This is a genomic window from Nostoc sp. FACHB-133, assembly GCF_014698055.1.
GTDB lineage: Bacteria > Cyanobacteriota > Cyanobacteriia > Cyanobacteriales > Nostocaceae > Nostoc.
Map to the genome: position 1 here is coordinate 25,478 of NZ_JACJSH010000033.1, position 24,371 is coordinate 49,848.

The 24,371-nt window shown below is 42.4% G+C and carries 15 protein-coding genes and 1 pseudogene; 11 read left to right on the plus strand and 5 right to left on the minus strand.

Annotated elements, in window-relative coordinates:
- Window positions 1-65: 65 nt before the first annotated feature.
- On the minus strand, window positions 66-1,526 hold the full coding sequence (locus H6G86_RS23765) for an IS5 family transposase (RefSeq protein WP_190936386.1): 1,461 nt from the start codon (window positions 1,524-1,526) through the stop codon (window positions 66-68).
- Between the two features lie 526 nt (window positions 1,527-2,052).
- Here H6G86_RS23765 and H6G86_RS23770 point away from each other — a divergent pair.
- Window positions 2,053-2,322 carry a hypothetical protein gene (locus H6G86_RS23770; protein ID WP_242064934.1) on the plus strand — a complete coding sequence of 90 codons (270 nt, stop codon included), beginning with the start codon at window positions 2,053-2,055 and terminating at the stop codon, window positions 2,320-2,322.
- 80 nt (window positions 2,323-2,402) lie between these two features.
- Entirely contained in the window at window positions 2,403-2,588 is a 186-nt protein-coding gene (locus H6G86_RS23775) for a hypothetical protein (RefSeq protein WP_190936387.1), read from the plus strand.
- Window positions 2,589-2,634: 46 nt separating this feature from the next.
- On the opposite strand, the gene H6G86_RS23780 is transcribed toward H6G86_RS23775, so the two are convergent.
- Together H6G86_RS23780 and ruvC are read right to left on the minus strand one after the other, a co-directional pair.
- Window positions 2,635-4,932, minus strand: a complete 2,298-nt coding sequence (locus H6G86_RS23780) for an NACHT domain-containing protein (RefSeq protein ID WP_190936388.1) — start codon at window positions 4,930-4,932, stop codon at window positions 2,635-2,637.
- A gap of 573 nt (window positions 4,933-5,505) precedes the next feature.
- Window positions 5,506-5,997 carry a crossover junction endodeoxyribonuclease RuvC gene (gene ruvC, locus H6G86_RS23785; RefSeq protein WP_190936389.1) on the minus strand — a complete coding sequence of 164 codons (492 nt, stop codon included), beginning with the start codon at window positions 5,995-5,997 and terminating at the stop codon, window positions 5,506-5,508.
- Window positions 5,998-6,682: 685 nt separating this feature from the next.
- On the opposite strand from ruvC, the gene H6G86_RS23790 reads away from it, so the two are divergent.
- From H6G86_RS23790 to H6G86_RS38220, 7 genes and pseudogenes are all read left to right on the plus strand, one after another.
- Window positions 6,683-7,555, plus strand: a complete 873-nt coding sequence (locus H6G86_RS23790; RefSeq protein ID WP_190936390.1) for an alkaline phosphatase family protein — start codon at window positions 6,683-6,685, stop codon at window positions 7,553-7,555.
- Between the two features lie 564 nt (window positions 7,556-8,119).
- Window positions 8,120-8,263: pseudogene (locus tag H6G86_RS23795) on the plus strand (IS5/IS1182 family transposase); the annotation flags it as partial.
- Between the two features lie 31 nt (window positions 8,264-8,294).
- Window positions 8,295-11,378 carry an ATP-binding protein gene (locus H6G86_RS23800; protein WP_190936391.1) on the plus strand — a complete coding sequence of 1,028 codons (3,084 nt, stop codon included), beginning with the start codon at window positions 8,295-8,297 and terminating at the stop codon, window positions 11,376-11,378.
- Between the two features lie 18 nt (window positions 11,379-11,396).
- The gene (locus H6G86_RS23805; RefSeq protein ID WP_190936392.1) at window positions 11,397-11,963 is read left to right on the plus strand and encodes a nickel-binding protein; all 567 of its coding nucleotides are present in this window, start codon (window positions 11,397-11,399) and stop codon (window positions 11,961-11,963) included.
- 358 nt (window positions 11,964-12,321) lie between these two features.
- A complete protein-coding gene (locus H6G86_RS23810) occupies window positions 12,322-12,888 on the plus strand; it encodes an OsmC family protein (protein WP_190936393.1) in 567 nt (188 codons plus the stop codon).
- A gap of 136 nt (window positions 12,889-13,024) precedes the next feature.
- Window positions 13,025-13,960 (plus strand): hypothetical protein, encoded by a 936-nt coding sequence (locus H6G86_RS23815; RefSeq protein ID WP_190936394.1) that lies wholly within the window; start codon window positions 13,025-13,027, stop codon window positions 13,958-13,960.
- A 142-nt stretch (window positions 13,961-14,102) separates the two neighbouring features.
- Window positions 14,103-15,062, plus strand: a complete 960-nt coding sequence (locus H6G86_RS38220) for a DMT family transporter (RefSeq protein WP_199338410.1) — start codon at window positions 14,103-14,105, stop codon at window positions 15,060-15,062.
- A gap of 284 nt (window positions 15,063-15,346) precedes the next feature.
- Here H6G86_RS38220 and H6G86_RS40195 read toward each other — a convergent pair whose 3' ends face one another.
- Window positions 15,347-15,517, minus strand: coding sequence for a GNAT family N-acetyltransferase (locus tag H6G86_RS40195; RefSeq protein WP_524538514.1), 171 nt, complete (start codon window positions 15,515-15,517; stop codon window positions 15,347-15,349).
- Between the two features lie 22 nt (window positions 15,518-15,539).
- The gene (locus H6G86_RS38880) at window positions 15,540-15,740 is read right to left on the minus strand and encodes a hypothetical protein (protein ID WP_242064937.1); all 201 of its coding nucleotides are present in this window, start codon (window positions 15,738-15,740) and stop codon (window positions 15,540-15,542) included.
- A gap of 990 nt (window positions 15,741-16,730) precedes the next feature.
- Between H6G86_RS38880 and H6G86_RS23830 the strand changes: the two genes are divergently transcribed.
- Together H6G86_RS23830 and H6G86_RS23835 are read left to right on the plus strand one after the other, a co-directional pair.
- Window positions 16,731-18,488, plus strand: coding sequence for a fatty acyl-AMP ligase (locus H6G86_RS23830; protein ID WP_190936395.1), 1,758 nt, complete (start codon window positions 16,731-16,733; stop codon window positions 18,486-18,488).
- A 120-nt stretch (window positions 18,489-18,608) separates the two neighbouring features.
- Window positions 18,609-24,290, plus strand: coding sequence for a type I polyketide synthase (locus H6G86_RS23835; RefSeq protein ID WP_190936396.1), 5,682 nt, complete (start codon window positions 18,609-18,611; stop codon window positions 24,288-24,290).
- Window positions 24,291-24,371 lie beyond the last annotated feature (81 nt).

Below are 24,371 nucleotides of genomic sequence, written 5' to 3' on the forward strand. Positions count from 1 at the left end.
AATTTTAAGGGTTGACTAGTTATTCAGACCCAGTAAAGCATAAGTTTTTATTGACTATAAATACTTCATTGATAAACTGCAATTATATTAGACCGGAAAAAAGGTGTAGTTTTCAAAAATAGACATAAAAAAGCGTAAAAAAGCCGTGACAAGTGAGTAGAAAGATTGATCACTAAAAAAGTAATAGCAATTATAGAGAAAGAGCTATGAGACAGTTTAGCCATTACTCTACCAAGGCTAAATCGTCTTTTGGCTTGTCCAAACTTTCCCTCAATAGAATTACGAATCTTTTCATCCTCTGAGAAAAGTTTCTTTTTTTCTTTACTGAGATTAGCTGGAGGTCTTCCTAAGGGAACTCCACTGATTCTAATACCTCTTTCTTTACACCAAGCTCGATTTTCTCTCGTTCGATAAATTTTATCAACATGAACGGATTCTGGATAATAGCCAGTGTAATTTTTATAGGATTCGACTTGTGCTTTTAAATCTGCTGATTCATTAAAGTTATCCCAACTAATATGGTCTAAAAACACATATCCATTGAAATAGCTAGCCGACAGTTTTGCGCCAAATTCCACGGACTTCCCGGCTTTACCTCTGACAATGGGACGAATATGTGGTTGGCTTAAACTCACAATACGGTTATCAATACTTTGTTTTTTATTTTCATATAACCAGAGTTGTTGACGAAAGATTTCTGCAACTACAAGTAACGTCTTATATTGTCCATTAGTTAAACCCTCTAACGATGCTCCCAATACAATTAAATGGTCAATATGAGATAAATTTCTTTTGATATACTGAAGCTGTTTTTTTAGTGCTTTTCTTCTATCTTTTTGAGCTACCCGGCGTTTCTTCGCTACTTCTAAGTAATCTTTTCTGGCAATTTTTCTATAAGTTCTTGGCTTTTTCTGTAATGTGCCTTTTATCTGTTCATAAAGTAAGTCTATTATTCTTTCTGTCTGTTTTCTGGCTTGATTTAAAAGCTCTAAATCTGTTGGATAACTGATATCTCCAGGCGCACAAGTCGCATCTAATATTAATTTTCCTCGATTTTTTGGCTCACTTCTTTCTTCTTCTGGCTCTGCTGTTTTTTTTTGATTTGATTGAGATGATGTTTCTAAACACATCTCCTTTACCATCTCTTGATTCACTTTGTTGACTAACTCCACGCTAATTCTTTCTCGAAAATGTACTAACATTGATGCGTCAAATGGAGTTTCATTACTATAAGATGACATCCCTATAAAGTACTGTAGATAAGGGTTCTCTTTAATTTGTTCTACTGTTTCTCTGTCGCTTATCCCTAACTTTTCTTTGATTATTAATGCGCCTAGCGCCATCCTCCATGATTTGGCTGGCGCTCCCATTTCTGCCGAGAAGGATGAAGAATATTCCTCTTCAAATTCTGCCCAGGGGATTAAATCAGCCATGATTACCCAACGATTATCTGATGATAACTTCCCCTCAAAAGGAAGCAAGAAGTCTGACGCTGGAATTGCAGTAGATTCTTCTTTTCGGTACATGGTTATTCATAATACACAGTGTTGTGCTGCCCACTGTGATGCAAGGATTTTGGGCTATTTTACCTTCTTCTCTTGCACCTGAATATACTTCTAGGGTCCGATAATCCAGAGACTGTCACCTTTTCTTTATTTTTCAGCAAGCCCTAATTCGTAATGACGCTCCTACAGGCGCTCGTTCCTCTCTACGAGACGCTGCGCTCTAAGCAAAACTATGCCGTAGGCTTTACATAATTCGTAATTCAGAGTACAGAGCAACTAATTTTAATTATGAAAAAGTAAAAAATGCGCGGTGTTTAGATCCCCGACTTCTTAAAGAAGTCGGGGATCTAATTTTTCACGAATGATTTAGGATTGCCATATCATGTTTGAATAAACGTTTTAATTACGTATAAATTGTTTAATCTGTATCTAAAACATTCAAAAGTTATAGATGATGTTTGACATCTTTACTTAAAAAGATACAAAACATATTTTATTTATTCTACTAAAACAGAAAGTATAAACTATGAATTGAGGAGTTTTACGCATGACTGCAACCTTCATGAAGCTGCCTAAGTTTCGCAATACTCAATGGGTGAGCTTTGTTGGTGGAGAAGGGATTGTACGGAGTTACACACCTGAATCTGGCACATGGACGTATCTTATTGAGATGACATTAGGGTTAGAGCCTGACTTTGGCAGAGTTGGTGCAGAAACCATGATACTCCTCACCGAGGCAGATTTACATCTTCCACACATTGCTAGTGAGGGGGACGTTACTGTTACAAGGTTCGAGGCACTTTACAACCTCAAATAACTTAGTTCTGAATTATGCCATTCAAGCACTTGATGAAGTAAACTCTGGGATTTTTTAGATCGTCAATATGGAAGTTAAAAATGTTTAAAGCTACCGATTTAATTCGGGGTAAAATCTACTCTTACCGAGGGGAACAAATCAAATTTAGTCATCAATCTTATAATCAGAGATTCTTCTTCGTAAACAGTAGTGGTAGGCGCTTGATGTTTACATCAGATATCATTCGTCGAGAACTTTACGAAATCAAAGTGCTAGCAGAACAGTAGGGGAAGTTTCCTTGTCTCTCTATTCCCCATTTCCGACCCCTAGTTCCTAATTCCCTGTCATCCATTCTCGCTTGGAGAGTTCTTTTATCGGCAATAAACTGGCTTCAATCTCTTGGCGCACAACGTCTGTGATTTCACAGTTGCTATTAAGGCAATCGATAAGCAACTGATTGGCATCGTAATATTGTTGCAATACTTGTTGTTGCTGTGGGCTGAAGTGCCAGTGATACTGAATGTTTCGATGCTTGGCGATCGCAGTTTTTAACTGTTCCATCCAAGCAGGATAACTTTTTTGCCACCATGTCTGAATCCTTTCTCTACTTTGTTCTGGATCTGGCAGTAGGTCTTTAAGTTGTTGTAAAACTTGATGTAAGCCAGCATCTTGAACAATTGCTAAAGCACTACTCAGAGCATCGTTGCACCCATAGACATCGGCAAAATTAGATTTGCATTCCATTACTAGGTTATCTAATGCCGCATCCAAAAAAATATCTCGATCGAAGATGTAGACAAGGGCAAAGTACTGGGTAAGGTGAGGAGTCCTAGTCAGGGCAAGATAAAACGCCCGAATTGCAGCAGGCACAGGAGCAGCGAGAGACTTTTGACTTGTCCAAGTTAAAAATTTTTGCAAATATGGATCTTGAGCCGCTAGCGCATCAACTTCTTGCTTCATCAACTGCATCAAAAAATCTGCATTCCGCAGCATAGCAACCGTTAACAAAAAGATTTCACGCCACCTGGGTTCAGTAATATGAGTCACCAGACGTTCTAGCGGTTGTTTTAATGCTTGTAAATTATAACTAGCAACGATTTTTCGAGCAGTCAGATATTCTTGAAACGTCAAATAAGAGAAAGAGAAAATCCCCCGCACTCGTTCTGCTAGTAATCCATGTTGCAACTCTATCGCCTGAAGTACCCCTTTACTATCTAATTCCAATTCCTCTGGTTCTGTGGAAGCATTCGGCAAATCACCGATATAATCGCTAATGTATTGCTCAACAATGCGTTGTTCAAAAAAGTAATTACCCTGCTCAAATGTCGCGCTAGCAACTTGACTCAGCAACTTAAGTTTTTGTGGTAATAAAAAACCTTCGTACACTTCATCCCGCTCAATTGCTTTAGTTTCGTCCCATTTGCCCAAGAGCAGGTCTAAACACTGCTTATAAAACGCAGCTTTTTGAGTTGGAAATTTGTTCTGATGATGAAAAACCCAGCAGGCGAGATGCAAAAACAACGGAGTGACAGCAAGTCTTTGAAATTGCAAATTTTCGGGTAAATCTAGTTTCTCAATAAACTCAAATGCCTGTTCTTGTTTATCCTGAATGTTCGTTTTCGTAACTGCTGTAAACCACTTCTGAGCAAAAGTAACAATTTGATCTTGACTAAAAGGGGCAATTTCAACATCTGTAAAGCGTCTGAGGTTCAAAGCTTTAGCTGCCGTGCGGCAGGTGACGACAAACATATTCTTTTGATACTTTTCAGATAGTCTGCGAATCTCATTGACGACACCCTTCCTCTGTTGATGGAGTACTTCATCTAATCCATCCAGCAACAGCAATACTCTGCCTGACAACAACAAAGTTTCCAGCACCGATGGATCTGAAATTCCACAGGTGAGGAAGTCTTCGCAAATATAGTTGAGTAAATGGAACTCTCCTGCAACTCTCGTTTCGTCGGCAAAATCTCTTAAGGTGACAAAAATAGGAACCCGATTTGCAGCAAATTTCCCTCGGTTGCATTGAATCACCAGATGTTGTAAAAAAGTGGTTTTACCTGCTCCTGGTTTACCCAACACCCGCAGCTTTGAGTAAGTTTGAACTGCCGCGATCCCCGCTATTTGTGTCTGGGATACTTCACCTAAACCAAAGCGATCGAATTCTTGTGATGTAAAGTTTTGCAAGTCAGAAAACTCTAACCACTGAAGGCTGGCAATTTCCTCCAAAATATTAACATCGATGTAAATGTCGTCGATTTTAACGGGGCGAGTAACATCTAATAACTGCAAAGTGCCGCACTGGTCTTGAATTTTGTCGAAGCGTTGCGATCGCACTTGTTGTACTAGAGCATCAATATCTAAAAATTCAGCAGTACCAAGTTCTTTTGATTCAGATAATTCTTCTGGAGCATTAGCCGCAATCTCCCGCCAATTCAACGACAACACAGAACAAATTTCTATAAAGATATGACGCTCTACGGGACGCCCAGTAAAAAACCGCCAAATTGGTTGGCGAGTCTTTAAGTTAACTTCAAAAGCCAAATTGTCTTGTGTCCACCCTTTATAAGCGAACGCTTTTTTGGCTTGTTCAATCCCAGTGACTGATGCTTCGAGCGATCGCTTGACCATAGGAACTTACACACATCAAATAATAATTCTTCAAGTTGACATTATTGCAACATATAGTTTCGGAACTAATTAGAGACTATGTGAGCTATTTTTAAATGCTAATGATTTATTAAAATATCTTTAGCCAATACTTTATAACTGCATTTATTCAATAAAATCTGGTTAATTAAAATATGTTTTATAACTTTATATTGGGTGTCAGAGAAAGTTTTTGTATATCTAGTACGACACGGCGTAAATCAAGCAACCATCGAAAATAGCCAGAAAGCTTACAAAATAAGCATTCTTTCTTTTTACACTTCGACTTTGCTCAGTGTAAACTTTTGCCTTTTTACTTCTGCCTTCTTGTACTAGTACCTTTAGTGGTAGAGCAAGCCGAAAGTTTATGTACAATTGACTATTCATAATTATTGTATCACTTCTGTACGCTTGAGTATATTTATGTAGAAAGTTAGCTTGTTATAATTAATGTTTAAATAATTTAGCTCAAGCTTGTGATTTGGAGGTTTACGTACCGACATGAGGCTTAGATTCTCAAATGGTCGCTAAGAACTTTATTGTTTGCGATCGCAGCTACAGCTGATACGAAGCCGTCAAAGCCACCGCCAAAGCATCAGCAGCATCATCTGGCTTGGGAATTTCATCTAAATCTAACTCCCGTGCTACTGCCTCTTGCACATCTAACTTATCTGCATTGCCATATCCCGTTAAAGCTTGCTTAATTTGAGCCGGAGTAAACTCTACATAAGGAAGACGACGCTGGCCCAACACCAAAATTAATACACCCCGCGCCTGTGCAACCAAAATTGTACTTGACATCCGATAGAAGAATAGTTTCTCGATTGCAACCAAATCTGGTTGAAATTCCTCCATTACGGTGTGTAAATCATCAAACAAGGTACATAGCCTCAGTCCCATTTCTACATCTGCTGACGTTTTAATTACCCCGAAATCCAGCATATTGATTGTAGTTTCTGGCACCTTCTTGGCAATTTGTGTGCAGGTAATTACCCCAAACCCTAAAGTTGCCAGTCCTGGATCTAATCCTAAAATTCGTTTTTCCATTCAATTCACTTTTACTAAACCAGGGTATTGTTTAACTAGGAATACTGGCAATCTTGACCACTTGCTCTTAGTCTAAGGGAGCAATGCGATTTTGTGAGGTTTGGTCAAAAACAAGCGATCGCTAAAAGGTCAGTTCCTCTCAAGCAAAAAGAACTAACTCTTATCCAGCATCCAGAGATTATTAACTATGGGGGCTGTCTTTGAGCCTCACCAAAATTCTAGTCCCACACCAAGGTCAGATAGCATATCGAGAACTCGTAGCGGTACGCAGTGTAAACATTCTCCCGTTGTATAAGTTCGTTCAAAACATTTAGTATCTTTGGATCTGTGACTAACTTAAGTTTTATGTAAAATCTAGTACTATATTATGGTCAACAAACACTTAGGAGAATGGGAAGATTCGTCAAGTATCCCCCCTGGTAAATGGGGAAAACAGCATAAGAGAAACTAGAATAAGAGAATTTGACCTAAAATATTTCCTTTTCAACTAGATAAATTAAATCTCAGAATTAATGCTAATTTAATTTCATCTTAAATTTAATAATGTAGTTTACAGTGGTTACTCTGCTTCCGAAAAAGAACTGAGATTAATAACAATTCAAAACGGGTAAAGCAACTTATCAGCTTCTTACTTCAAAAGGGGCTAATTGTCTGTTGAAAAATTTGAGAAAATGAGCATACATATATGTTGAAAACAATTAGATATCCTTGGCAATTGATTGCCGGAATTAGTAATGGATTAGCAGTATTAACGAGCGTCGCTATAAGCAGCCAAGCAGCGTTAGCAGCCACAGTGCCAACTTTCGATCACATCGTCGTCGTCATTGAAGAAAACCACGGGTATTCACAAATTATCGGTTCGAGTAGCGCTCCATATATCAATTCACTAGCAACGCAAGGCGCTCTTTTTACAAATTCCCACGGTGTGACACACCCAAGCCAACCCAACTACTTAGCCTTGTTTAGTGGCTCTACACAAGGTGTGACAAACGATAATTGTCCATTAACATTTAGCGGAGCTAATCTGACTACCCAGTTATTGGGCATTGGCAAGACTTTTACAGGTTATTCGGAGAGTCTGCCCAGTGTTGGTTATACAGGTTGTAACTCCGGCGGGTCTAATGGTTACTATCGTAAACACAACCCTTGGGTTGATTTCACTAATGTTGCTAGTTCCGTAAATCAACCGTTTACAAGTTTTCCTTCGTCTGCGAATTTTGCCAATCTGCCTACTGTCTCCGTTGTTGTTCCTAATCAACTAGATGATATGCACAATGGCACGATTCAACAAGGTGATACCTGGCTGAAAAATAATCTGGATGCCTATGCACAGTGGGCTAAAACTCACAACAGCTTGCTGATAGTTACCTTTGATGAAGATAATGGCACAACCAGCAATCGGATTGCAACTATCTTTTATGGCGCTCACGTTATAACGGGACAATATAGTGAGAATATCAATCACTACAATGTGTTACGCACGATTGAAGCAAGCTATGGATTACCTGGATTGAATAATGCCACTAATGCAACCCCAATTACTGATTCCTGGCAATAAATAACTTTTTTGCCCTTGTGTGAGTTTTTGGGGAAAAGTTGTACAGTGACTTTTTATTTGTCGTAGTGCCAAATTGATGTGATCGAGGATGTGAAGCCTGAACTCTCTACCTGGATTTCTCACAAGTGAGAAATGAGCGTGAGTGTGGGGGGTGTGGGGGGTGTGGGGAGAAAGAGGAGGAAGAGGAGAAATTGAATAACTGCACATCAATGAACGCTGCATTGCCTCCCACACCTCCCACACTCCCCACACCCCCCACACAATACGTGAGAAATTCGGGTCTAGCGTTCAGCTTAGAACCAGCACAGAAAACTTACAGGCTATACCAACACAAATTGTTACAAACCTAAAGCAGGTAAGCGTTAGCTTGATGACAGGAATTTGTCTCAATGCCATTTAATTTGTCACCCTACATAAACCAATGGTTTACACGCATCTGACTGGGTTACATCGGGGGTGGTGTTGGTACTTACGCTTAAGAGGGTATTTATAAAGTAAATCTAAAAAAGAGGAAATAAGGTTAAACAAAAAAGATAAGATACTCCTAAAGAGTATATATACAGTGATAAACTCGCTATTGCTATCTGGCTGATGATTCAAGCTCATGTTGAGGTTATTCAACGTATTGGCAAAGAATTTGAGGTTTTACCCAAACCTTGGATAGTAGAAAGAACATTTGTATGGTTTAACCAGTACCATCCCATAAATGGTCTGCGATAGTCTTATCCTGTTAAAACCTGTGTCTAAAAGCCTCGACATTAAGCTATTTGGTGAATTTTACTTGGCTGCCGATGGATTACCCATTCAGGGCATCAATTCGGAAAGATTACAGGCTCTGTTGGCATTTATTCTGCTGCATCGGGACACGCTACAACAGAGGCAGCAGGTTGCTGTGCATCTTTGGTCTGATGCAACCGACACGGATGCAAAAGCCAATTTACGGCGACGCTTGCATGAATTAAAGCAAGTAATTCCCGGTGTCGATCGCTGGTTGCACATTGAAACGAAAACCATCCAATGGTTATGCGATGAAAATTGTCACATTGATGTGGCCGAGTTTGAAAGCATAATCGCCAAATCTGCTTCTTCCGCTTTTGCTGCTCAAATCCAAGCTCTAAAACAAGCAGCAACGCTCTACCGGGGAGACTTACTGCCCAGTTGTTACGACGACTGGATTATTCCTTTTAGAGAACAAATGCGGCAACAGGCGATTGCGTCTTTAGATACGCTAGTCACCCTGCTAACTACTCAAGGGGACAATCGTCCGGCGCTCTTTTATGCCCAACAATTGCAGCGGATTGACCCACTTTATGAACCCGCTTATTGTCACCTAATGCGCCTTCATGCTCAACAGGGCGATCGCGCCAGTGCCCTGCGAGTCTATCACCAGTGCATGACCACACTGCAAGCTGAGTTGGGGGTTAATCCCAGTCCTAAAACCTGCAAGCTTTATGAAGAATTGCTGCTCCTGGACGATGCCCCGCCACCACCCACCTGTACGGTAAGTGCCCAAATAGCAGACTTTTCCCATCTCATTCCTATTCCCTCACCAACTCTGGCTGTAACAGCAGAACTGCCCTTGATTGGTCGCGAGGCAGAATGGGCTGCCATTGTGGACTGGCGATCGCAATGCCTTGAGCAGGATCGGGCGGATCTGTTGTGGCTCTTGGGTGAACCGGGCATCGGCAAAACCAGACTATTGGAGGAATTGGCAAAAACTGTCCAGAGGAGTGGCAGCTATGTGCTTTGGGGGCGTGGATTTGAGGCAGAAATGTTGCGTCCCTATGGTGTGTGGGTAGATATGTTTCAAGCAATCGGCGCGACGAAATTTCTGGATGAACTGAAATCTCTGGTGCTGAATGTGGAGTCGGCAGCCATCTTGAACCGTGGGCGATTGTTTGATTTAGCGGTTCAGTTCATTACCCAATTAGCGGACACTGCCCCTGTACTGGTGGTGCTGGACGACATCCAGTGGTTGGACGAAACTTCAATCTCCTTTTTGCACTATGCGGTGCGCCTGCTCAATCGACAGAAACCTGTTTGGTTTACCTGTGCTGCCCGCAAACGAGAAATCGCAGCCAACCAACCAGCCGATAAGTTTATTCAAACCCTGCACCGGGAACATCGCATTTGCACGGTGGAACTAACACCCCTCGATCGCCTGCAAACTTTAGCATTAGCTCAAGCCGTCGGATATACCGATGATGAAGAGTGCATTTTTACCAGTAGTGGTGGCAATCCCTTGTTTGCCTTGGAAATTGTCCGCGCTCAGGCGCAATCGGAGCGCACAGCAGCTGACAACCTAGAAACGCTGATTCAAGGGCGACTGCGGCAATTAGATGGAACAACCCAGGAATTAATGCCTTGGATGGCAGCTTTGGGACATAGCTTTAATCCCACCACCTTGGCAAAGGTGGCAGATTGCCCCCTACCAAAGTTACTTAGCGCCATCGACCAGTTAGAACAGCATGACATCATTCGTCCTGGTAGCGCGATCGCTGGCGAACTTTCTTACAACTTTGCCCATGACATTGTGAGACAAGTGGCTTACGAGCATTTTTCCGAACCCCGACGCAGGCTGATTCATACCCACATTGCCCAGTCTTTGAATGCGATCGCCACTCCTACTTCTCCACTGATCAATGATGTTGCTCACCATGCCGATCTTGGTAGTGACCATGCCCTGGCTGTAACCGCCTGTTTGCAGGCAGCAGAGCGTTGTTTGCGAGTCTTTGCCTATGGGGAAGCAGCTGAACTCACCCAGCGAGGCATTCGTCATTGCCTGTATTTAGGCACAAACGAACGCATCCACTTCCAGCTGAACTTGCTGAAGACCAGCGTTAAAGCAGGAGTGCCTAAGCAGCAAGCAGCAGCGGTCAAGCAAGAATTACAATCTCTGATCAAGGAAGCCGCAACCTTTGGACTACAAGAGGATGAATCGACTGGGCTGGAAGCATTGATTGTTCTGAATTATGACCACGGTAACTTAAGTGAAGTACAGCAATATTCGCTACGGGCCGCAGAGCAGGGACGCACCGCCAGTCCTGGCACCACCATGTATATGCTGGCTCACACTGGGGCTTGTCTGGCAGAAATTGGGCGAGAAATGACCCGTGCCGAAGCACTGTTGTTAGAAGCCCAATCCATTAGCGATCGCCTAGGCACTCCTTCCATCGATATTCCCTTTGGACTCGGTTGTGTCCGTCGCTTCCAGGGAGATACCGAACAGGCAAGCTCGCTGCTGCGTCAGGGCTGGCAAATGGCACAAGTGGCTCAAGACCATTGGCGCGAATGTACCTGCCTCACCAATCTAGTCATGGTGGAATTAGAAACTGGCAACCCATCTACCGCATTAAATGACGGCAACGAGCTGATTCATGTGGCAGCACAAATGGGTGAAGGAAGTGAGGCTCCCCATGCTGCTGCCCTGAATGCTCTCACTCAGTATCTGCTCCAGAAGCAGAATGCGGCAGAAATTCTCGAGCAATCGTGTCAGGTACTTCAACGCATTGATTCCCCTCGGATGCTGGCTTACGTACAAACCATTGCCGCCCAGTGGGATTTAGAACAAGGGGATCTAATACAAGCGATCGCCCGTGCCGAGAAAGCTCTAGAAGCTGCACAGGTGGTGAATAATCCCAGCGAAATTGCCCTAGCCTGGTCTGTAATTATCCAAGCCAATCATCAACGCGGCAATCTCAATTGTGCCCAGCGGCATTTTGCTGACTTGAAAACTCGGCTCAAGGATCGCGTCTTAAGTGCCCAGGCTCAACAATCCATTGCTGCTTTAGAGGCATATCTGCATGAACCAATTCACCTGTGATGAAGGAGGAAAACTACCGTGGGATTTGCGATCTCAGAAATGTCATATTCGCCGCCGCTCTGTGTGCCCATGACCTATGACCGTTGGATGCAGGTCACGCAGAGCCTGGATGGGTGTATCGAAGCACGGAATATCCAATGGCAGTATTCCCTGGTGTCTATGCAGGGCGATCGCTCCATTTGTGTTTATCAGGTTCCTTATACAGATGCAGTACGTGAAGCCTACCGTGAAGCGGGAATTCCATTTCAACGGATATGGCAGGCAGATATGTGGTTGGAGCAAAATCCGACAAACTTTCCTCAGAGCTGTTCTCTAGCGATCGCAGAGGTCAATTACAATCCACCCATAACAAAAGCAATGTATGAGTCTAGAAAGCATCAGGCAGAGGGCTGTTTTCATGAATTGAACGTTCAACATGCCTTTTCCGCCGTGTCTATGGATGGAACCTACTCCATTTGTGTGTTTTTTGCTACCACTGCTGAGGATGTGCGATCGCTCTACCGTAAAATTGGTCAGCCCTTTGAACGAGTTTGGAAAGCAACATTTATCCAACCCAATACCGATACAACTTCTCCCGCTTCCTAATTTCACAGATTATATTTATCGTCGGACATAGTTTTACAGTAGAAGCAATCACAGCTCGTCAAACCCGCTTTACCCAAGGCGACCAGAACTTTAACACGCTAATACAAAATATCTTGCTCCTGATTGCAGCATATTGAGCCGAGATTTGAGTAATTTTCTGCAAGATGGTCTGGAGCCTATCTTGCCTTTAATCAAGCTTTAAAGGAACGCTGTGAAGCTACCGAACGATCCTCAGATGATTTGCGGACGATTTCAGGACGGTAGGCTGAATAACCTGGTTATAGAACAGCAAAGGAACATCTGCTTTGATCCGTTCTTTGCTGCTGAAAAATAGAAGGCAATTAAACAAAGGAGTTTGATGATGACAACACAACAAATTCAAACCATTAACGGTGTTGCTCCTAGTGAGCTGCAAGAGTTAGTGACTGCCGTTTCACAAGATGTAACTCAGGGACAAATGGCGTTTCAAGCAACGACTTCCTGGATTAATGGAGTTCAATCCGTGACTCGTGTCAAGTCCCTAGAGTGGGCTGGACAATCCTACGAGCGTGACTTCACATTGACAATCGATGAACCTGAAGAATTAGGAGGGACAAATTTGGGCCCCAATCCCCAGGAAGTGCTGCTATCTGCTTTAAATGCTTGCATAGTAGCGACCTTTGTTTCGCTCTGTTCCATGCATGGGATTGTGCTGGAAAAGGTGGAAGTTACCAGCATTGGTCAATTGAATTTGCGCGGCTTCTTTCAACTTGATGCAGCCGTTCCTCCAGGTTATCAGGATCTCCGCTGGACATTGACAGTGAAGGGAAACGCAACTCCTGAACAATTTCAGCAAATATATGAATCAGCTCTGAGCGCATCTCCCAATATCTGGAATTTGGTGAATCCTGTCCCTGTCAGACCTGAGTTGCAAATAGAAGCGTAGGCATAGCCCTATCAGACAGCAAAATACCGAACATATCTAATTTTGTTGATTGTTAATTACTTTCAGGGTCGTGCAACCACCCTCTGGTTTGCTCCCCATTGCTCAATAGCCAAACTATCTATACAGAAGAATAACCATGACTACCACTATACCCAGTCCCAATCAAGCTTACGAACAATCCCTTCTCCGTGCAACCAAAGTCAACTGGAAGATTGAAGACATCATTGGTGGCGACAAACGCCTCGATTTCAGTAAGCGATTTCTACCAGAAGCTTTGGCGCAAGTGAATAAAATTTCCTGCCTGAATGAAGCTGAAAAACTAATTTTCAACCAGATTCGTGGCAATAGCTATTTGCACCTATTTGGTCTGGTAGAAGAGTTCATTGTTCCCTGTGTGATCAACCATGTGAAGACGACAGGATTGGAAAACATCACTGCTACACAAGCCATGCTTCACTTTGCTGAAGAAGAAAGTAAGCACATTCACCTATTTCGCCGCTTTGCTGAAGAGTTTGAAGTCGGTTTTGGCAGTCACTGTGAGGGTATCGGCCCACTCCCAGAAATTGCTAATGCTGTGCTTCAGCACCGTCCTTTGGGTGTGGTGTTAATTATCCTCTACATCGAGTGGATGACCCAATATCACTACCTGGCAAGTGTCCGCGATAACTCCAGTGAAAGTTTAGACCCGCAGTTTTGCAGCCTGCTACGGAATCACTGGCTGGAAGAAGCCCAGCACACAACTCTGGATACTCTGATGGTGGAGCAGTTAGTACAAGAGTTGGAACCTGACGAAGTGGAAGCCGGGGTAGACGATTTCTTCAAACTGATCGAGTTCCTCAACGGTGGTCTAATGATGCAGGTGAAACTGGATCTGGAAAGCCTGGCCAGAGCAACGGGTCGCACCTTCACCGAATCTGAGCAGCAAGAAATCATAGTCATTCAAGAACGGTCTTATAAATGGACTTTCGTTGGTTCTGGAGTCAGCCATGCCAAGTTTTTAGAAGTCTTCAACCAGTTTGGAACTACTCGGCAAGCACAGCTATTAGAGGTGTCTAAGAGCTACTGCTCATAATTAGCTGGCGATCGCCTTATACCCTGCAAAGGTAGCGATCGCTACCTTTGTAACCCAGCACAACCTCTGAATTTTTTCAGCAATAATCTAAGATGTTTTATTCAATACTCAATTTTAAACAATTTTCGTTGTAAATATTTACATGCCACCTCCACGCACTCTGATTCTGACCATCCTTGCTATGCTGGACTTTGCTAGCAACTCCTTACTCTGCCGCATGGCACTCAAGCAAACCAATATTGATGCCGCTAGTTTCACATCGATTCGCCTGATTTCCGGTGCTTTAGCGCTTTGGCTGATAGTCCGGTTACGAGGAGAGACGATCGCCAGGACAGGCAGTTGGTTCGCATCGCTGGCACTGATTGCCTATGCCGCCTGCTTTGCGATCGCCTATGTCAGCTTATCGGCTGGAACAGGTGCTTTACTCCTGTTTGGCTCGGTGCAAATCACCATGATTAGCTATGGGTTGTGGATGGGGGAACGGTTGCGATGGTCTCAGAGTATGGGGCTAATGCTGGCAGCGTTCGTCGCCATCCCGTTACTCCAGGAACCCATGACCCTACGGCTCGGTTTGGCAGCGATCGCCGTCTTGGGTGGCATTGCTCTAGTGATTGGACAGCTGCAACGGTCTGGACAAATTCCCTCCAATGCCAGTGAATTCGTAAAGAACCAGTCACGCGATCGCAGATTTCTTACCCTTTTTCCGCCTATCAGACAAAGACTGGTCTGGAGTTTATGGCTAATGACTTGGTTGGGACTGCTGGCTGGCTTAATTTCACGGCAGTGGTACGAGGTTGTGGTCTGGTTCTCAGCAGTCCATGCTCTGCTCTTCATCTATCTTGAGCGATTCAACCTAACTGCTTTTCCAGTTCAGGTACGGCTAGCCTATGTAGCATGGGTCGCGATCGGCACTTATATTCCTTACATGCACTGGCTGATGTGGATTACCATCGTTGGTTTAGCTACCAATCTCTTTATGGGTTACTGTCCCTTAGCTCGCCTGCTTTCCCTATTACCCCTCAACCGCAGTGAACCCCTTTCCTTCAACTTGGTAAGCCGGGTCTTTCTCAGCCCGCCAATAAAAGGGCGATTCATGCCCTAGCAACGAGGCTTTAAACCCGAATAATAACTTTAAGTAGATCAGTGTTAAAAATTGTCGTTATGACAATGCATTTAATACAATTCAACCTTGCAACCTAACATCAGTTTCAGAAGTCAATCGTAACTCAACCGGAACTGTAATGCCCTAAATATATACCAGGATATACCAGGCAAGGAAATTGAACCACTGCTCAAGAAGCGTGAGTCTTGCTAATATCAAGTTTTTAAGTCAAGCAAAAGATTAGCCTCTTCGTATAGAAATAGATTAAGTTGTATTAAATATCATCAAAGAATATTTAGCTCCAAAACAAAACCTGGTAAGCAAGCAGACTTAGATGGGGTGAAAATAACATACGTGCAAACGACCAGAGCAGCTCCAATGCCTTGACGTTGATAATCTGGATCAACGGCGATCATGTAGATTTCTCCCATACTACTCTCTGAATGGAGTTTCACGGCTACAAAGCTCACGGTTGAATCAGAGTCGATGGCAATCCACACCTTCATGTCTGCTGTAGTACAGGCGGACTCGACATACACGCCAACCATCAGGGTAGAATGAACGGTACACGTCAATATCCATCTCTTTTTGAATCGAATCAAAGACCAGACTCCATACCCGAAGTGAAAGACTTTTGATGGTATGAAGTTGGCTATCTTCGTATGATTCAATTCGCATAAAGGTATTATGTAGTTATATTGTATTACACAAATACTACAAGCTAATCTTTTGTTTTTTTGGTATGGGGAGTACACCGTCAAAATTGACCACCTGAAGCCACTGAATTACCTGGAGTCGGAATGTTAGCAGATGCAGTTAATTAGCGATCGCATTCATATCTCGACTCAATACCAAGTTGTATCTCTATATGATGAAATATCACCCCAGATATAGCTGGCTGAAAAGATTGCTGTATAAATCTTTCAGCCTTAGCAATTGTCTTGTGATGTCAAGTGGTTCTTACAAAAGTCAGTAGGCTAAAAAGTCTTGGAAGTTTATCAAAGAATAAGGTTTTCAGTCGATGTTGCTGTTTCTAGGGTGATCGCGTAACATAGACTTTTAGCGATGTTTGTCCCTAATTACGGTCGATTCGCTCAATTCTGTTGATGATTCAGATTTATAAAGGCACAAACACTTATTATCTATCCCGTAAAAGTTTCAACTCAAGTTGAAGAAATAAATGTAAGCATCTTCACTAGCTTGTCAAGTGCTACGATAAGCTGATTATTTTGCAAACTGCATCTACTAGTAAAACAATGAAAAATAAACAGAACAACTTGAAGGATATCAATTTTCTCACTGAACTTACTCCTAGTGAGCGGGTGAAATAAGCAGTAATGCAGAAAGTTACGTTAAAGAATTGATCACCAGGAATAATAACTGTACCAATCGAAGGTTCTGAAATTTCAGAATTTTAAACCCTTGCTGTACCGTACTCGTTTACTGTACTAAACAAATTATAGTTTTATGCATAATTGTCTCTGAAATAAGTGACTAATAATTAGTACTTGATTACTGGGATAGCCATATTGGTTACAACAGTTTTTAGGTTTTAATCAATTTTTCATAGTGACTGGGCTAAGAAACTAATTCTTAGTTCATAGATTTGTATGCCCAATGGCAAAAAGCAATTAATCATTCTACAAACTAAATGAGGCATTTCAAGTTATGACTGAAAGAATTATCAATGCAGCTACCAAATTTTCAAACTATGTAGAAATTTTAAATGTCAGAGCATCTTTACAAACAAACGATACAGCATTCGTCTTTATTAATTCACCAGAATCAAAGCTGGAAGTAACTTTTGGACAGTTGCACACAAAAGCAGCAGCCATAGCTGCAGAACTGCAAAAATACAATCCTGATGGAGAAAGGGCGCTATTGTTATATCGTCCGGGAATTGATTTTATCGTTGCCTTTTTTAGCTGTTTATATGCCAAGGTAATTCCAGTACCTGTGCATCCTGTACGTAATCAAAGAGAAATTTCTCGCCTCAGTGGAATTGTAGAAAATGCACAAATTAAATTTGTACTAACAACTGAGGACTCTATTGTTGATTTTCAGAAGATTTACAGCGAAATTCCCTATATCAATAATGCACGTTGGATAGCTACAAACTCCCAACTAGAAGCAGCTAGTCGTGACTGGAAAATGCCAGCTATTCAAGGCACTGATATTGCGTTTCTACAATACACCTCCGGTTCTACAGGACAACCAAAAGGTGTGATGGTGACGCATAGTAATCTCATTCATAATCAGCAAGCCATTAAACAAGGATTTCAACATTCCCAAGAAACCATATTTGTTGGCTGGCTACCGCTATATCACGATATGGGTTTAATTGGTAATGTTCTCCAACCCCTATATCTAGGAATTAAATCTGTACTCTTCCCTCCCTTCAATTTTTTACAGTCGCCTGCAATTTGGTTGAAAACCATCTCAGAATATCGGGCTACTACTAGCGGTGGCCCCAACTTTGCTTATGAGTTGTGTGTGAATAAAATCACCGATGAAGAAATTAAAGATATCGATTTATCTAGTTGGAAAATTGCATTTAATGGTGCTGAACCTGTAAAAGCTAATGTGATTGAAAGCTTTATTAATAGATTTAAAAAATATGGCTTCAAAGCAGAAGTTTTTTACCCTTGTTATGGTATGGCTGAAACTACTCTATTTGTTTCTGGTGGAAATCCCCAAGACAAACCTGTGTTGCTTCCAGTAGATGAGCAAGAACTAGAAAATCATCGCATCAAGGTTGTAGATAACGACACCAAAAAGGTTTTAATTGGGTGTGGGAATGTTCATGGTGAGCATGATGTTCGCATCGTGAACCCAGAAACTCATACGCTTTGTAGTCTTGAGGAGATTGGCGAAATTTGGATTGCTGGGGGTTCAGTTGCAGCCGGATATTGGAACGTAAACCAACAAACTCAAGAAACTTTTCAAGCTTATCTCACCACAGGAGAAGGTCCTTATCTGCGGACTGGAGACTTTGGCTTTTTTGTAGAAAGGGAATTGTTTATTACAGGTCGCTTGAAGGATTTGATTATTATTCGGGGATTGAATCATTATCCTGATGATATAGAAAACACTGTTGAGAAAAGTAACATTGCAATCCGTCCAGGGGGGACAGCAGCATTTACAGTTGATGTCAATGGGGATGCAAATGCAAAGTTGGTTGTGGTCTGTGAAATCAAAAAAGATATGCTCAACAAGGTTGACTATAGCCAGCTATTAGCAATTGTGAGAAAAAATATCTCTGATGTTCATGGGTTGAGGTTGCATGATTTGGTGTTAATTATGCCTGGAACTCTGCCAAAAACTTCCAGTGGAAAGAAACGGAGAAGACATTGTACAACTCTATATCTACAAAATGGTTTCCGCGAGGCTGTTGCTAGACAATTAGTTGCAGTTGAGAAGCTATAAAGTAGGTTGGGTTGACGTAAGGAAACCCAACAAATACCTCGTCGTTAATATTGGGTTTCACTGCGTTATATCGAACCTACAGATGATTTTCAAAATATATTATTGACAGCAATATCTACAATGAATAATATCTCTCAAATTGAGGCTAGGTTACAAAATAAAATTGCAGCAATCCTAGAAATACCTATTGAAGAAGTCTATTTATCTTTTTCACCTAGTGAATTGGGATTTGATTCTTTAAATTATGTGGAATTAACTACTTTTCTGGAAGGCGAATTTAAAATTCCTGTAACTCCTGACCTGCTGTATGAATGTCATACAATTACTACTTTGGCAGAGTTTATTCAGCAGAATCTAGAGCCAAGTTTAGAAACTAGCACTAAAGAGGAAGGTGCTGTTGCTGTAATTGCAGAGGAGAAATTAACTTTAGCCAATGTTTTGGAATATGAATCTTCCCCTCAAGATATTGCAATTATCGGTATTGGTGTATCATTACCGCAAGCTAAAACCTTAGAAGAATTTTGGCAGTTATTGACAGCAGGTAAAGTTAACATTACTGATTTTCCGGCTCAACGTTTACCCCAGAAGACAGAGCAAACAAATCTCTTACAATCCCCAGAACTTTCTCCTTTCCTCAAAGGTGGGTTTATGGCAGATGTCGAGTGTTTTGATGCTTGTTTCTTTGGCATTTCTCCACGGGAAGCCCAATTAATGGACCCGCAGCAACGCATATTTCTCCAATGTGTGTGGCACGCTCTTGAGAATGCTGGATATCGCGCTTCGGAGTTATCGGGTTCTAAGACGGCAGTATTTGTTGGTGCTTCTAGCTTTGATTATTATGAGATGTTGTGTCAGCAGGAAAACTCCGTAGAACCCCACTTGGGTACGGGTGTGAGTCATGCTGTACTGGCTAATAGAATTTCTCACCTGTTGAACTTGAAGGGGTCTAGTGAAGCAATTGATACAGCTTGCTCAAGTTCATTGGTAGCGATAAATCGGGCTGTGGAATTACTACGGTCAGAAAAATGTGATTTAGCGATCGCAGGTGGTGTTAATGTTATCACTTCTTTGACATCCTATATAGTCTTTTCTAAGGCGGGGATGTTAAGTAAAACAGGTGAGTGCAGCCCTTTTGATGAACGTGCCAATGGTTATGTTAGAGGTGAAGGTGCAGGGGTACTGTTATTAAAACCCTTGGCGAAAGCTGAACGCGATGGCGACTATATCTATGCTGTTATCAAAGGTGCGGCAGTGGGACACGGCGGCCATACCAATTCCTTGACTGCACCTGCTCCCGAAGCTCAAGCAGAGACGATTTTAGCAGCTTATGCCGATGCCCAAGTTAGCCCTGCTACCCTTGGTTATATTGAAGCACACGGTACTGGCACAACCTTGGGCGACCCGATAGAAATTAACGGACTGAAGAAGGTTTTTGCCACTGTTGAGACTACCCAAGATTGTTATATAGGTTCTGTCAAGAGTAACATCGGACATTTAGAAGCCGCAGCCGGGGTGGTAGGAATATTAAAAACTATCTTGGCGTTGCAAAAAGGTATAATTCCTGCCAATGCAAACTTTACCAATCTGAATAAGTATATCCGTCTGGATAATTCTCCGTTGCAGATTGCCGCAAAACAAGTTAATTGGGAACGCCAAACAACCGCTACAGGTAAAGAACAGCCACGTCGAGCCGGGGTGAGTTCCTTTGGTTTTGGCGGTATGAATGCTCACGTAGTTCTAGAAGAATATTTAGCGCGTCCTCGACACATCTCTACATCAAAAAATTCGTCTCAGCCGCAGTTAGTTGTATTGTCTGCCAAATCAAAAGAAAGACTAACTGCCTACGCTCAAAGCATAGCTGTATTTTTGTCACAACAAAATAGCTTCTCCTTAGCAGACATAGCTTACACCTTACAAAAAGGCAGGGAAGCTATGGAATATCGTCTGACTATTGTGGCAAACACACTTGAGGAATTGGGTGATTCTCTGCAAAATTTTATCAATGGAAAGCTAGAAGACACTAAGACTTTTGTGGGTGATTCTAGTCATCGCCAAGCCTATGAAGAGCTATTTGAGAGTCCGCAAGAACTAGAAAAGCATTTGCGATCGCTAACAGCGGAGCGTAGCTCATCGCTAGCTCAAAAACCAGCATATTCTAAGTTGGCTAAGTTGTGGGTGGGAGGATTAAATATCGATTGGGCTAAGGTATTGCCTAGAGATTATTCCCCTGCCGTTGTTCCCTTACCTGGATACCCATTTAGCCTTGATAAGTATTGGCTTCCTGAAACAAACACCGCACCAGCTACGACTATCAAAGTACCTGCAAAAGAACACATCAGCCTGCTTGTACCACAATGGCAGCGTCAAGCATTACCCAAGGATGCCCAGATTGTTTTACAAGGTACAATCATTGTTTTAGCTAGTAATGATGCTAAACCTCTGATTGATACTCTGCAAGCACAGCATCATCATGCGGCTTTTGTGGTGGTAGAGAATTTAGAAAACTCCTCTCCTTTTAGGGGAGAGGCTTTGAATTTTCCCCCTTCCCTACAAGGTAAGGAGGTTACGGGGTTAGGTCAAGAGAACAATGTTCCACATGACGTGAAAAGTCATACCTACACACAAATTACATCCCAGCATTATCAATTCTGCTTTGATAATGCCGACCACAGAGCTAGATTTTCCAATGAGATATCATCCTCAGATATCACAGGCATTCTTGATTTAACCGCCAATAGTCAGTCTATTTTAGGCAACATTGCCTTACTGCAATCTTTATTAAACACCCGCAAACCACTGCGTTTACTACAAGTTACCCAAGGGTTACAAAATATTAACGGGACATCAGCTAACCTGCGTGGTGCGGAACTGACGGGGTTATTCAAGATGTTGGGTGCAGAATATAAGTCTTGTTATGCCAAAACCATTGATTTAGACACCAAGAACTCAGATTTAGCAGCTTTAAGTCAAATTATTGCCCAAGAGTATCAAGACTACGATCAATTTACCGAAATTTGTCACCGAGATGGCGATCGCTTTGTCTCTACCCTCGCACCTCTAAACTATAAACCCAGCCAGTCGCAGAAATTACCACAGGGAATGGTTGTGATTACTGGCGGTACAGGTGGTATAGGTAATGAAGTTGCTCAACATTTGGCGCGTCAAGGTTATAAAACCCTAGTTTTAATGGGTAAAACTACATTACCCCCCAGAACAGAATGGGAAGAAGTCATCGCAGTACCGAATGCAAACCCAGCAATTGCTAGCAAAATTACCAACATTCTCAACCTAAAAAAACAAGGCGTAACCGTAGAACTCTATACTGGCGAATTAACAGATTATGCTGCCCTAGAAATCTATTTCCAAAACATTCGCCGTCAATATGGACGAATTACTCAAGTATTCCACTGTGCAGGCTGTGTTTCCTCAAAATCACCAGCTTTCCTGCATAAAACCTTAGACAGCATTGTTTCTGTATTGTCTCCCAAAACTACTGCTCTGGAAGTTTTACACCGCATCTTTGAGCATGACAATTTAGAAGCATTCGTCTTGTTCTCATCCCTGTCGAGTGTTGTACCTAAGCTAGCTGTAGGTATTAGTGATTATGCAACAGCTAACGCCTATATGAATTACTTCGCTGCTTACCAAGTAGCTCAAGGTAATACCTACTACCGCGCTATTCAGTGGTCAAACTGGAAAGAAGTCGGAATGGGACAGCTAACTAGTCAGCCAATGACCAGAATAGGACTTGTACCTTTGTCAACAGCCGTAGGTTTGCAGTCCTTAGATACTATCTTGGCTTTACCCCCGCAAATCCACACTGTAGCGTGTCTGGCTAGTCAAGAACAATTAAATGTATCAGAATTGTCCCTAGTTGCAAAGGAACAGACTACGCCGAAAATCCAACCAGTATCATTACCAAAACAAAACTTTCCCACTGATAGCAATCCTTTGAAGACTTACGTTTTAGAATCATTAAGCCAAATCCTATCCCGTGAACTCCACATTGCCTTAAACCAAATCAAGTATGAAACCTCCTTTGAGGCTTTAGGTGTTGATTCTATCTTCTTAGCTGGTATCGTCAACAAAATCGACCAATGGCTGGGAATGAGATTAGACCCATCACTGTTATTACAGTACGATTCCATATCACGCCTAGCAGAATATCTCATCAGCCATCACCACAACCAATTACAGCAAAAAATACCAGTAACACAACCCCAAATAGTAGAAACTCCACCTGCACCTCTAACCCCTCTCCGTGCCTCTGTGCCGCTGCGTGAGCAAAATCTATCTCAAACCGAAATCGCCGTCATTGGTATTGCCTGCAAATTCCCAGGTGCAGCCAACAAAGAAATCTTCTGGAACAACCTAGTAGTCGGCGTTGACAGCATCCGAGAAGTACCCAACTCACGTTGGGATATCGAACAACATTACACCAGAGAATTGACATCAGGTAAATCAATTAGTAAATGGGGTGGTTTTATTGACGATTTAGAATACATCGACCCCGCCATGTTTGGTGTATCTCAAAATGAAGCAAGTGATGTTGACCCCTTAGTGCGCCTATTTTGTCAAAGCTGCGTGGAAGCGGTGGTAGATTCTGGTAACACCATCAAAGATGTCAACAAACGCAAGGTCGGAGTATTTGTTGGTGCTAGGGTAGCAGGATATGGCGATCGCATTCAAGTCCCCAAAAAATCCAGCGTTGTTGGTGTAGGACAAAACTTTATCGCTTCCCATGTCTCCCATTATCTCAATCTCAAAGGGCCAAGTCTGGTAATTGATACCGCCTGCTCATCTTCTCTCATGGCTATCCATCTCGCCTGTCAAAGTTTACTACAGGGTGAATCAGAAATGGCTTTAGCTGGTGGCGTAGAAGTTCTCTTAGATGAAAAACCATATCTCTTCCTCAGTGCAGCACAGGCTTTATCTCCCGATGGTAAATGTTTTACCTTTGACGAACGCGCCAATGGATTTGTCCCTGGTGAGGGTGCGGGTTGTGTCTTGCTCAAACCTTTAAAACAAGCTTTAGCTGATGGCGACCCCATCTATGCAGTAATTGCCGCTACAGCCGCTAACAACGATGGTCATACAATGGGTATCACTACCCCCAGTGTAGAAGGTCAAGTGGAAGTTATTGAAACAGCACTGGCAAAAGCCAATCTTTCAGCAGAACAAATTAGTTACATCGAAACCCACGGAACTGCAACGATGATTGGCGACCCGATTGAGTTGCGAGCCTTGTCCCAGGTGTTTACCGGGGTGGGGACAAAAAATCACTGTGCTGTGGGTAGCGTGAAGACTAATATCGGGCATTTATTAAGCGCGGCTGGGGTGGCTAGCTTCATCAAAGTAGCATTGTCACTGCACAATCAAGTCATCCCTGCATCACTCAACTGTGAACAGGTGAATCCCCGCTTTGACTTTGCCCATTCACCTTTCTATCCAGCCCAAACAACCCAACTCTGGAATCAAGCTAATCCTAAATTTGCTGGTATCAGTTCCTTTGGTTTTGGTGGAACTAATGTACACACCATTCTCTCTGAACCACCAAAATTAGCAGTGAAACCAGGAGCAAAATTACTCAGCAAGGATTTTAATTTTAGTAGCAGCAAAATTCGGGCTTGGTTGCCAGCTGCTCAATCGGCAACTTCTTACACCATGAATGTGGAAAATACTGAACAGTTAGCACAACCCCCTCGGCGTTCCCTGTTGACCTTGGAATTGGAAGAGACTCACCAGCCTTTGCTGATATTGGAAGACATAGTAACCAATGTAGTTAAAAAGGCGATCTTTTAGGGACTTCCAATTAAAAAAATCTCCAATTTGTAAGGTGTGGCACTATCGTCCTAACACACCACCAACCTTCAAAGGATGGCG

Bases quoted from the DNA above. Each gene is read 5' to 3' on its own strand.
- H6G86_RS38220 (WP_199338410.1), top strand. From the start codon at position 14,103: ATGCCACCTCCACGCACTCTGATTCTGACCATCCTTGCTATGCTGGAC.
- H6G86_RS23765 (WP_190936386.1), bottom strand. From the start codon at position 1,526: ATGTACCGAAAAGAAGAATCTACTGCAATTCCAGCGTCAGACTTCTTG.
- H6G86_RS23775 (WP_190936387.1), top strand. From the start codon at position 2,403: ATGTTTAAAGCTACCGATTTAATTCGGGGTAAAATCTACTCTTACCGA.
- ruvC (WP_190936389.1), bottom strand. From the start codon at position 5,997: ATGGAAAAACGAATTTTAGGATTAGATCCAGGACTGGCAACTTTAGGG.
- H6G86_RS38880 (WP_242064937.1), bottom strand. From the start codon at position 15,740: ATGCGAATTGAATCATACGAAGATAGCCAACTTCATACCATCAAAAGT.
- H6G86_RS23790 (WP_190936390.1), top strand. From the start codon at position 6,683: ATGTTGAAAACAATTAGATATCCTTGGCAATTGATTGCCGGAATTAGT.
- H6G86_RS23815 (WP_190936394.1), top strand. From the start codon at position 13,025: ATGACTACCACTATACCCAGTCCCAATCAAGCTTACGAACAATCCCTT.
- H6G86_RS23830 (WP_190936395.1), top strand. From the start codon at position 16,731: ATGACTGAAAGAATTATCAATGCAGCTACCAAATTTTCAAACTATGTA.
- H6G86_RS23780 (WP_190936388.1), bottom strand. From the start codon at position 4,932: ATGGTCAAGCGATCGCTCGAAGCATCAGTCACTGGGATTGAACAAGCC.
- H6G86_RS23810 (WP_190936393.1), top strand. From the start codon at position 12,322: ATGATGACAACACAACAAATTCAAACCATTAACGGTGTTGCTCCTAGT.
- H6G86_RS23770 (WP_242064934.1), top strand. From the start codon at position 2,053: ATGACTGCAACCTTCATGAAGCTGCCTAAGTTTCGCAATACTCAATGG.
- H6G86_RS23835 (WP_190936396.1), top strand. From the start codon at position 18,609: ATGAATAATATCTCTCAAATTGAGGCTAGGTTACAAAATAAAATTGCA.